Annotated in this window: 14 protein-coding genes; 11 read left to right on the plus strand and 3 right to left on the minus strand. The window is 40.7% G+C overall.

The features are described 5' to 3' along the window. Positions 1-238: 238 nt before the first annotated feature. Together JOD82_RS26600 and JOD82_RS26605 are read left to right on the plus strand one after the other, a co-directional pair. Positions 239-460: a LexA family protein gene (locus JOD82_RS26600; RefSeq protein ID WP_151255876.1), complete on the plus strand. Its 222-nt coding sequence runs from the start codon at positions 239-241 to the stop codon at positions 458-460. After that, the gene (locus JOD82_RS26605; protein ID WP_209950279.1) at positions 450-722 is read left to right on the plus strand and encodes a helix-turn-helix domain-containing protein; all 273 of its coding nucleotides are present in this window, start codon (positions 450-452) and stop codon (positions 720-722) included. The genes JOD82_RS26600 and JOD82_RS26605 overlap by 11 nt, the downstream gene beginning before the upstream one ends. Before the next feature lie 37 nt (positions 723-759). Here the strand turns inward: JOD82_RS26605 and JOD82_RS26610 are convergent, their stop codons facing one another. Both JOD82_RS26610 and JOD82_RS26615 read right to left on the minus strand, forming a co-directional pair. Next, positions 760-1260: a hypothetical protein gene (locus JOD82_RS26610; protein WP_209950280.1), complete on the minus strand. Its 501-nt coding sequence runs from the start codon at positions 1258-1260 to the stop codon at positions 760-762. Beyond that, a complete protein-coding gene (locus JOD82_RS26615) occupies positions 1247-1717 on the minus strand; it encodes a hypothetical protein (RefSeq protein WP_209950281.1) in 471 nt (156 codons plus the stop codon). Before JOD82_RS26615 ends, JOD82_RS26610 begins: the two co-directional genes overlap by 14 nt. Before the next feature lie 211 nt (positions 1718-1928). Between JOD82_RS26615 and JOD82_RS26620 the strand changes: the two genes are divergently transcribed. After that, complete coding sequence (locus tag JOD82_RS26620; RefSeq protein ID WP_209950282.1) at positions 1929-2261, plus strand: YolD-like family protein; 333 nt, start codon at positions 1929-1931, stop codon at positions 2259-2261. A 347-nt stretch (positions 2262-2608) separates the two neighbouring features. Here JOD82_RS26620 and JOD82_RS26625 read toward each other — a convergent pair whose 3' ends face one another. Next, complete coding sequence (locus JOD82_RS26625; RefSeq protein WP_209950283.1) at positions 2609-2782, minus strand: hypothetical protein; 174 nt, start codon at positions 2780-2782, stop codon at positions 2609-2611. A gap of 74 nt (positions 2783-2856) precedes the next feature. Between JOD82_RS26625 and JOD82_RS26630 the strand changes: the two genes are divergently transcribed. The 8 genes from JOD82_RS26630 to JOD82_RS26665 all read left to right on the plus strand — a co-directional run bounded on the left by JOD82_RS26630 (position 2857) and on the right by JOD82_RS26665 (position 9568). After that, on the plus strand, positions 2857-2994 hold the full coding sequence (locus tag JOD82_RS26630) for a hypothetical protein (protein WP_209950284.1): 138 nt from the start codon (positions 2857-2859) through the stop codon (positions 2992-2994). After that, positions 2984-3343, plus strand: a complete 360-nt coding sequence (locus JOD82_RS26635; protein WP_245249152.1) for a helix-turn-helix domain-containing protein — start codon at positions 2984-2986, stop codon at positions 3341-3343. The genes JOD82_RS26630 and JOD82_RS26635 overlap by 11 nt, the downstream gene beginning before the upstream one ends. A 70-nt stretch (positions 3344-3413) precedes the next feature. Then, positions 3414-3689 (plus strand): hypothetical protein, encoded by a 276-nt coding sequence (locus JOD82_RS26640; protein ID WP_209950285.1) that lies wholly within the window; start codon positions 3414-3416, stop codon positions 3687-3689. 175 nt (positions 3690-3864) lie between these two features. Further along, positions 3865-3930, plus strand: coding sequence for a 30S ribosomal protein S9 (gene rpsI / locus JOD82_RS29815; protein ID WP_397376032.1), 66 nt, complete (start codon positions 3865-3867; stop codon positions 3928-3930). Between the two features lie 1709 nt (positions 3931-5639). Further along, positions 5640-6332 carry a phosphoadenylyl-sulfate reductase gene (locus JOD82_RS26650; RefSeq protein WP_029514483.1) on the plus strand — a complete coding sequence of 231 codons (693 nt, stop codon included), beginning with the start codon at positions 5640-5642 and terminating at the stop codon, positions 6330-6332. A gap of 54 nt (positions 6333-6386) precedes the next feature. Further along, a complete protein-coding gene (gene sat / locus JOD82_RS26655; RefSeq protein WP_209950286.1) occupies positions 6387-7556 on the plus strand; it encodes a sulfate adenylyltransferase in 1170 nt (389 codons plus the stop codon). 68 nt (positions 7557-7624) lie between these two features. After that, positions 7625-8401 (plus strand): N-acetylmuramoyl-L-alanine amidase CwlD, encoded by a 777-nt coding sequence (gene cwlD / locus JOD82_RS26660; RefSeq protein ID WP_209950287.1) that lies wholly within the window; start codon positions 7625-7627, stop codon positions 8399-8401. Positions 8402-8461: 60 nt separating this feature from the next. Further along, positions 8462-9568, plus strand: a complete 1107-nt coding sequence (locus JOD82_RS26665) for an Mrp/NBP35 family ATP-binding protein (protein WP_209950288.1) — start codon at positions 8462-8464, stop codon at positions 9566-9568. The last annotated feature ends 122 nt before the right edge of the window (positions 9569-9690 follow it).

Consider the following 9690-nt stretch of genomic DNA (forward strand, 5'->3'; position numbering starts at 1 on the left):
TTACATCTTTGACTTCAGGGGGCTTACGTTTTCTCTTTTTCTTTGCCATTCTTTTTCCCTCCCTTCTGATATTAATTATACACCGATGTTATACTATAGTCAAATAAAAATTATACTAAAGTATAATAAATAAGCTGTGCATGCACATACCACGGGTAAGGCTCAAGGCTTTTTATGTATTGATAAGAACATTTGTTCGTTATATAATGAGTTCATCCAAACATCAAGGGGTGACATCATGATGAAATTGACATCGAAAGAACTGAGAGCCTTGAGTTATATCGAACAATTTATCGAGGTGAGTAAATATCCGCCAACGGTTCGAGAACTACAAATAGGGTTGGGGCTGGCATCTACATCAACAGCATATGGGTACATGGAGCGTCTACAGAAAAAGGGATATATTGAACGTGGTGAGAATATGCCGCGTGCACTTAAGGTATTGCCTTATGCTCACTGATCGGGAACGAAAATTACTGCGGATACTGTACAACTATTCTGCTGGTCGCCGCCGACTACCAACGATTAAGGAACTGGAAATAAAGACAGGTAGGAGTGCAGCGGATATAAAGGCGGGCCTGCTGGCTTTGGAACAAGACAACTATATTGCATGGGATAACAAGAGCGATACCCGACACATCATGATAATAGAGGGCTGGGATCGTGATCAAAAGATCGTTACGCCTCCGGGGGCTGCAAATAGGTACTATACAGAATATTAAAAAAAAACGAAAGTCCGACGCGTGGCGGACTTTCGTTTTAATGAGTGAAAAAGCGTATTAGGGCCAAACCAATAGAAACAATTGCCGATATTCCGATTCCGACAATCCATTTCATTAGAGTAGCGTTAGATTCGTTGATTTGTGCTTTTACATATGTTTCAGTGGCTACACCGTGGGACTTAAGTTGTTCACTAAAGATGGTCTTGATTCTGTCTTCGGTGGGCACTTTTTCGAAAAGTTCACGCATGTATAGCTTCAATTCTAAAGTGGATTTGTCCAAGTCTGATTTTGAAACCTTATCTTTTAAATCGTCTTTCAAGTCTTTTTGACCTTGCTCCAGACTTTCTATTCTACGCAGTATATCGTTCATTCCGCCTCCACCTCCGCTTCCTGTTGGGCTTTCCTCACCAGCTGCTGATTCATTTGAAGACCATTGTTGTTTAGGAGTAGTTTTTTGCCGTCTGTTTTCTTTTATTCCGAACTTTACTACATTCGAGCCTTCTCTATCTCCTATTTTCACGAAATTATTCATCGTCATCGCTCGAATCCCCATTTTCATTTTCTATTATAACCGGGGCTGTAAACAGGGTGACTTCGTCATTCAATAAAACAACAAAATGATATTCTCCGGCCGTATCAACTTCAATACCCTGTTGTGTGGCGACGCTAACGCCTCCATCTACAGACTTAATTTTCTCTATATCGTTATTATTTTCTAACATTAATTCACTAAGCGGGAGTACATCCAACACATTTCCAGATGGGTCTCTAAACTCAGCAGTGATTCTATTGTTTTTAGGTTCATGTAAATGCATAGCTGAAGTAATGCAAAATTTCAATTTTGAAGGTAGAGACATCTTTCGTTTATAAAAAGGCTCATATATTAACATTTTTTTCTTTTCATCGAAAGCGCCTATGTTGGTCATGTCCTCTGAAAGGATAAAGTAATAAATTCTTGTATCGTTAAGCATATTCTCACCGTCATGAATCTCCATCGGCTGGAGTAGTTGCTGTGCATCTTCCGTAAGTATAGTTTACCCTATTGATACGCGTTTGGCTATATCTGCCAATATAATATAGGTAAACTCAGGAGTAAGAAAACAACCTAAATTGAAAAACTTCTGTGTGACTTGGCAATAATATTTTATTGCACAGAACAAGTGTTCGCAATATAATCAATACATAACACATCAGGAGGCTACATACATGTCTAAAAAACTAGAAGGTAACGGATTATGGGAAAGCAGCCGCATTATCATACCAGAGCATAAAGAGGCTTATTTGCGTCTCATGAAGGATCGACAACGGCGGGGCAAACCGGAGTTGGACGACCAAGAGGTACAGCTAATTGAGCAGGCTCTAATAGATTCCTACAACTCACGTCAGCCTGTCAGCGTGACCGTATTTAGTCCATTCGACGACACGGTTATGACTGGTGTTGTTACGTCAATTAACACGGCTAGACGCGAAGTAAAACTGTTTCGTGGTGAGGATGATTTTAGTTGGATTAAGCTAGAGGATATTATATTCGCAGGCTGAAACTTAAGTCCTGGTCTTGTTTTTTAGAAAATTGGAGTTTATGTTATTGTTACTTAGCTGTAATAATTTAATTTATTGCAGGATTCTGTATTTAAATATTAAATTCTTCACTTATATCGAGGTAGAGGGACGAGCAACATGAACGAGATTTATGGAGGATAAAAGGCTTTTAAAAGCAGAATAACGAGGAATACTTAATATTGCTGATAAGAAATTGATGTGCCTAATTTGCACATTGACGCAAATATGATCATTCTGAGCTAAATGATTGGGCCAGATGAATCCTTAGAAAGTTATTCTATTAAAAGCTCATCCACATATTATTGACATGATCTTTTATTCTTTCATTAATGTCTATTCTTACGCATATTCCCCTCTTTCTCAACGAAAGTGTGTTCTATGCCTGATTCTAGTGTCAGTACTAGAGCCTTACACTTTGCTATGATACTTGGAAATTCACCTGGATCGTCCCCTATAATGGTTCCATTCTTGTCTATAACTTTTTCTGATACAATCTTCATAGAATCCTCCTCTAAACTTATTTAAGATACTCTTATTGTATGTACCTTTATCCATAAAAAAAAGGGGGATTCAAATGCACATTAGTCAGTTTCCGCAGGATGTACAGGATTTCATCCACGAACTTTGTGCAAAGGCGATTTTAAGAGCTATACGTAATGGAACATTCGTTGATGATGTATCTTCTAACAAGGAGGAACAGCATGAGGAATAAAAGGGATTTTTTCGAAAAACTATTAAAGGACATTGACCAATACATACAAGAAGAAGTTGAAATACATTACAGAGAAAAGATATTAAATGATAGTGAACATGAAATGTCGGCTGTGGCCAAAGAAAGAAAAACATTAAGATCACTTCCAGATGTACTTACTGCTAATGATATAGCTAAATATATGAGCATTTCAAGAAGCACCGTATATGAACTATTCAGAATTAATGAGGATTACGGTGGAATTCCTAATTTTTCAGTGGGTAACAGTAGAAGAGCCATGAAAAGCGACTTTTTAGATTGGATTGAAAAACGTAAACAAGAACATAGAGATAGTTATAGTAAAGAATAGATTATACAGTCGCCTTTTCTGCCGTACTAAGATTTTTTGTTCAAACAAATATTGATTTGGAGGGATACACGTGGAAGCAGGAATGAAGAAGATTGAAATTGAGAAAGTAAAACTAAAACGCCATGGTATACTGGAAAAAATCAATCATCCTGAAGAGTGTTGGAGATTTAAGTCTGAGGATGTTATACAGGAATACGGAGAATTGGATCTTCTATATGTTTTAGATGAGTTATCAATTGATGGCTGGGAACTTTTGTGCTATGCAGAAGGTCAATACATTTTAAGAACTGTCGAGTATGTAGAAGATGAAATCAAATATCATCATTTTGAATTTGATGAAGATTAAGAAATGAAGTTAAAGCAAAAAGGCCCTGGAATTCTCCAGGACCAAGACGAGAAAGAACATGTAGCTTTTGACCATATTTTGACCATATTTGAACCAGAACAGACCCTAGAAAGTCGGAATAAAAATTTTTTTCTTCCTATTATAGTGCGGAAAACTGAATATATCCGAACGTTATATTTTCGAACGTAAAAAATACGGTCTCAAAGCTGCTCGTCGTGCACCACAGTTCTCGAAACGTTAATATTTCGAATACAGAAGAACCTTTTCCTTATGGAAAGGGTTCTTTTTTTAATTTCCTAATCATTACCCACATGTGGATAAGTAGACCTAGTTTAAAGCTATGAGTTTCGGCATGTTTCAGCGAATACATAAATAACCGCATGCAAATGCACGGAAAACGAGAAGTTATCCACGAAGGAATTGAAGATGATATTGTTATACACAAATACAGTTTGCTATTTCAACGTAGTTTATTCTGTAATGTTTATAACCTGTGACTAAATATATTGTCCGGCTATTTAGTTTATCCTGGTCTTAATATTCTCTGCTAAGTGCTGTTTCGCGAGGGTACTTTGCTTTCACCTGTTTATGTAAAGTTCTCGTTGATATGTTCTGGGAGCACTGTCTATGCCTCTTGTAGAGCTGTTTTGGGCGCAGCAGGGATACAGCAAGGAATACCTCTTTTTATTTGTGTGTACTGAGCAGAAGGACGATCCTTAACCTAACTGTCGGCTGCCTAGGCTGCTGCAATTGCAACGGCGATGTACTTGTTGCTGGTAATAGAAATAGTCTACACAGCAATCGCCACAAACTATAAACAGGAGCACTATGCATTGTCCGACTGTTTACCCTCATAAAATCGCTCCTCATTGATGACAGCTTTAAAAAGACTTCCAGAGCGATAAGAGCCTTGTTTGTGTCCAGTGGATCAATTGTTCGGTAATTGCCTCTACAAGCGCTATAGGATTGGATAGAGGCATAATAAGAATTCAGCGCGGAGTCATTTCTTTTATAATTTCCACAATGAAGGTATCGCTGACGCCAGAGCTCCTGAATAGTATAGTGGTTTCATCTGGCTAAAAATTCGGGTAAATGCTATTTCGCTTTTACCCTCTTCTGAACTTATCCACATACGGACTTCATCTTTTGAATGCAGAATAAGAATTCTGAAGCTAAAGGTATTTTCAAATCCCTCAGTTGGCGTCCTTCGATAATCTTAGATTCAGAAACGATGCTTGTTATCTTCTATAGATAGTTTTGCATGATCAAGTAACCCAAAGTTGTTCAGTATTACCGATGGCTGCCTCGCACTGGGCACAGGATTAGGATACGCTGCTCCTAGTTGACTCTAAAGCATTTTACTCAGAAAATCCGCAAGCAGACGTTAAGTACAAAAAAACATTTTGGCTATCAAATCATTCAACCAAGTGATTTTACGTAGCATGATAGGTTGTCAAAAAAATGCTTATCCGTACGTTCGGTTTGCTCTTCCAAAGTCACCATAGGGAATATTCCTTCAAGGACCAAACTACTTCCATATGTTGTTGTATAAGAAAGGCCTTTTTTTAAAAGCGTACTGTTAGTACATCTTTGTCTTCGACAGGGTGGAGAACAAGCCATCTTTCTTGACGGAAAAAATCTCTAATTCAAGCATACTTTCAGCTACAATAGTTACCTTTAGTAACCAAAGAGCTTATGTACCATTCTCAAATGTTTGGTATAAGAATATTTTATATAAAGTCAATGAACTTGGTTGGATACGCAAGAAAGCATTAAAGAATGCTGACAGAACAACATTCCTACAAGTTTGGGTGGATAAATGCTTGCATCAGGACATTTTGCCTTGGATTGACAATGATTAAGAAAGTTTTATACTGTATTTAATCTTATTAGTTTAGTCGGTATTGGAGTGACACTATTTATGAATCTTCATATGGAGGCGCATTGATAATGAATTTATTGGAGAAAGAAGCGTTGATTAGAGTCAAGGCAATTGAACTGGAAGATGCTACGCCAGAGGAAATTATCCAGTATGCTGTTCTTACATTTCCCAATCTTACCTTTGCTTGTAGCTTCGGAGCAGAAGATGTAGTACTAGTAGACATGCTTCAAAAAATTAGCCCTTCCACCGACATTTTTTACTTGGACACCGACTTTCATTTTCAAGAAACTTACGATACGCGAGATCAGATGAAGGCCAGGTACAACTTGGATTTTGTTAGAGTCTCTCCCTTAATTACTCCCGAAGAGCAAGCGGCTAAACATGGAGAGGAACTGTGGAAAACAGATCCTAACACATGTTGTGGTATACGCAAAGTTGAGCCGCTGACACGCATTTTGTCGCAATACGATGCATGGATTACCGGTATTCGCCGCGATCAGGCCCCTACCCGTGCGAATTCAAAAAAGATAGAGTATGATGAAAAGTTTGGACTCGTTAAATTTAACCCCTTGGCAAGCTGGACATCCGAGGATGTATGGAACTATATCCGCACTCATGAAGTGCTGTATAATCCATTGCATGACCGCAATTATCCAAGTATCGGTTGTGAGCAATGTACCCGTGAGGTCCTACCAGGTGAAGATCCTCGTGCAGGTCGCTGGTCTGGCAATGAGAAAACGGAGTGCGGGCTCCATCAATAAAATGATATTCAGGTAGCTATGAGTCATATTTATGAAGAAGAAGGGAAGTGCATTATGACTGCAATTCTTCCGCATGGCGGAACACTTGTTGATAAAATCATTACAGGACCGAAGCAAAAAGCACTTTTGCAGGCCGCAGAGGAATTGTTTCCTATCCGTGTAAACTCATGGACCATTTCTGATCTGGATTTGATTGGAGTGGGGGCTTTCTCTCCTTTGACGGGGTTTATGAATGAATCTGACTATAGGTCAGTGGTAACAGATATGCGTCTTGCCGATGGTACAGTCTGGAGTATTCCCATTACTCTTGCAGTTGCAGAAAGTATTGCCAGTGAATTGAAAATAGGTCAGCAGGTGGCTTTAGTGGGGGAAACAGATGGTACCATTTATGCTGTACTTAATATTGAAAGTATTTATCAGGTTGATCAGGCTGAGGAAGCCAGAAGAGTATTCAAGACGGATGACCCGGCTCATCCTGGCGTAAACAAACTGTTAGATCGACCTGCTACGTATGTTGGTGGATCTGTGCAAGTGCTGAATCGGCCGGAGCCCACACAATTTAGTGAGTTTTACTATACACCATCACAGACACGCGACTATTTTGCAGAAAAAGGCTGGATAACAGTGGTTGGTTTTCAAACACGAAATCCGGTACACCGAGCACATGAGTACATCCAAAAAAGCGCGATGGAGATAGTGGATGCTTTGTTTCTAAACCCACTCGTTGGTGAAACCAAGTCAGATGACGTTCCGGCAGATGTGCGCATGAAGAGCTATCTGGTGCTGCTGGATAATTATTATCCTGCTGATCGTACTTTTTTGGGGGTATTTCCTGCTGCTATGCGATACGCGGGCCCTAGAGAGGCCATTTTCCATGCTATTGTGCGAAAGAACTATGGCTGCACCCATTTTATAGTTGGAAGGGATCATGCCGGTGTAGGAGACTATTATGGTACCTACGAAGCACAGGAAATTTTCAGGCACTTTACACCTGAAGAACTGGGAATTACTCCATTGTTCTTTGAACATAGCTTTTATTGCACCCGATGTGGAAATATGGCCTCAAGTAAAACATGCCCACATCCCAAGGAGCATCATTTAACGCTCTCGGGCACCAAGGTACGGGAATTGTTGCGCTCTGGGGTTTGCCCGCCACCTGAATTTACACGACCGGAAGTCGCTCAAGTGCTGATTGAAGGTATGAAAGAATTTGTTCATGCCTGAGTTGTACTATCTACACGCCTCGTCCCATATAGATTATTAGTATCTGTATAGGACGGAGGCGTTTTGTTATGCAAAAAAATAATCGTAAAAACGAGGTTACACTGTGGATTCGCTATCGGACGTTGCAAAAAATGCTGTTGGGCTGTTGTCTCGCCGTTCTATTTATTACACTGGCATTGTATGAGATACCTGCTTCGAGAGCTTGGACCCATTGGAGTTTACCCCTTACAGGTAAAGTAATTGCCATAGATGCTGGACATGGAGGGCCTGATGGAGGGGCGGTTAGCAAAGAAGGGATTATTGAAAAGGATATTAATCTGGCAATCGCTTTTTATTTGCGGGATTATTTACAGCAAGCAGGTGCTGTTGTTGTCATGACACGTGAGAATGACCGCGACCTAGCGCAGCAAGAAACGAAAGGTTATTCCAGAAGAAAAACGGAGGATTTGAAGCAGCGTGTGCGTATAATTGAGGAGCAGAAAGCAGACCTCTTTCTAAGTATCCACATGAACAGTATCCCGTCAAGCCGTTGGAGTGGAGCCCAGACCTTTTACGTACCTAACCATGCAGATAACGAGAATCTGGCGTCTTTAATTCAGGAAGAGATCAAACGCAACTTGGAAAATACGGACAGAGTGGCTAAGACCGTGAACACAGTTTATTTATTGAAAGCTCTCAAAATGCCTTCAGCCCTTGTAGAAGTAGGATTTTTGTCCCATCCTGAGGAAGCTAGACGACTAAGTGACGTGAACTATCAAAGACAGGTGGCGGCGTCCATATATAAGGGGATTTTGCGTTACTGTGCCGGGGAAAAGGGGATCTCACCAGCACCTGAGGCCAGATAGTGGTATACTGTAAGTGTTTACCACTCCGTAAATTCATCAAAGCAGAGGTGCTGATAAATCATGCAATTAAGAGAGCAAGTTATAGAGTTACTTCAACAAGTACGGGAGCCTTATACAGGACGCCGTCTAGTCGATCTCCATTTTATTCGGGATGTGGTTGTTAAAGAGGATCGTGTATCCTTGACCGCTATTAGTCTGAATAACCAGGAAGAGACGCTTGCAGAACTGGAGCGGGAAATCCGGCAGACTTTAGAAGAGGCGGGATTAAGCCACGTCCATATTCGTATTCGTGAGGCATCTGAGCATGAAAAGTCCGCAATTCAAGCTGGGGAGAATACCGAGGACGCCGCTGACCCGGTTTTGACCAAAGGACATGCTGTCGGTATGGAAGAACATGAGTTGCTTAACCCAGCATCTGGCGTCCGGTTTATTGCTATTGCAAGCGGAAAAGGTGGTGTCGGAAAATCGACAGTAGCTGTAAATTTGGCTGCTGCTTTAGCTAGACAGGGGAAGCGTGTAGGTTTAATTGATGCGGATATCTATGGATTCAGTGTGCCGGATATGATTGGAGTAGAGGATGTGCCTTCTGTCGAAGAGGGTATCATTCAGCCAGTGGAGCGATTTGGTATCAAAATCATGTCTATGGGCTTCTTTGTCAGAGAGAACAACCCGGTGATCTGGAGAGGTCCCATGCTGGGGAGAATGCTCAGACAGTTTTTTAGTGATGTCGAATGGGGAAAACTGGACTATATGATTCTCGATTTACCACCAGGCACTGGCGATGTAGCGCTTGACGTACATCAAATGATTCCGCAGAGTGAAGAAATCATTGTCACTACTCCACATGCAACGGCGGCTTTTGTAGCTGCACGTGCAGGCGCAATGGCGCTTCAAACGGATCATAAGGTCATCGGTGTTGTGGAGAACATGTCTTATTATGTGTCCTCCACTGGAGAAAAGGACTATGTTTTTGGGCGAGGAGGAGGGGCTATGCTGGCAGACACTCTTCATACAAAACTTCTTGCTCAAATTCCGCTGGGTATTCCAGATAATCATCCGTCAGAGGCCGACTTTTCTCCATCTGTATATAAATCTGAGTCTGCCACGGGTACCATTTACAATGATATTGCTGCTCAGATTACGTTCTTGCACATGGAATTTGAATAAAGAAAAAAGGCTGGTTTTTAAACCAGCCTTCAGGCTGTCGAGAAAGTCTCGACAGCCTATTTTATGTTAATTTTGTTTAAGACGACACCGCGTTAATGTTGTATAATATAGGTAACTATTGT

This window comes from Paenibacillus sp. 1182 (assembly GCF_017833915.1).
In the GTDB taxonomy this organism is placed as follows: domain Bacteria; phylum Bacillota; class Bacilli; order Paenibacillales; family Paenibacillaceae; genus Paenibacillus; species Paenibacillus polymyxa_D.

Excerpts from the sequence above, each read along its gene's own strand:
- JOD82_RS26600 (WP_151255876.1), top strand. The coding sequence starts at position 239 with ATGATGAAATTGACATCGAAAGAACTGAGAGCCTTGAGTTATATCGAA.
- JOD82_RS26605 (WP_209950279.1), top strand. The coding sequence starts at position 450 with ATGCTCACTGATCGGGAACGAAAATTACTGCGGATACTGTACAACTAT.
- JOD82_RS26610 (WP_209950280.1), bottom strand. The coding sequence starts at position 1,260 with ATGACGATGAATAATTTCGTGAAAATAGGAGATAGAGAAGGCTCGAAT.
- JOD82_RS26615 (WP_209950281.1), bottom strand. The coding sequence starts at position 1,717 with ATGGAGATTCATGACGGTGAGAATATGCTTAACGATACAAGAATTTAT.
- JOD82_RS26620 (WP_209950282.1), top strand. The coding sequence starts at position 1,929 with ATGTCTAAAAAACTAGAAGGTAACGGATTATGGGAAAGCAGCCGCATT.
- JOD82_RS26625 (WP_209950283.1), bottom strand. The coding sequence starts at position 2,782 with ATGAAGATTGTATCAGAAAAAGTTATAGACAAGAATGGAACCATTATA.
- JOD82_RS26630 (WP_209950284.1), top strand. The coding sequence starts at position 2,857 with ATGCACATTAGTCAGTTTCCGCAGGATGTACAGGATTTCATCCACGAA.
- JOD82_RS26635 (WP_245249152.1), top strand. The coding sequence starts at position 2,984 with ATGAGGAATAAAAGGGATTTTTTCGAAAAACTATTAAAGGACATTGAC.
- JOD82_RS26650 (WP_029514483.1), top strand. The coding sequence starts at position 5,640 with ATGAATTTATTGGAGAAAGAAGCGTTGATTAGAGTCAAGGCAATTGAA.
- sat (WP_209950286.1), top strand. The coding sequence starts at position 6,387 with ATGACTGCAATTCTTCCGCATGGCGGAACACTTGTTGATAAAATCATT.
- cwlD (WP_209950287.1), top strand. The coding sequence starts at position 7,625 with ATGCAAAAAAATAATCGTAAAAACGAGGTTACACTGTGGATTCGCTAT.
- JOD82_RS26665 (WP_209950288.1), top strand. The coding sequence starts at position 8,462 with ATGCAATTAAGAGAGCAAGTTATAGAGTTACTTCAACAAGTACGGGAG.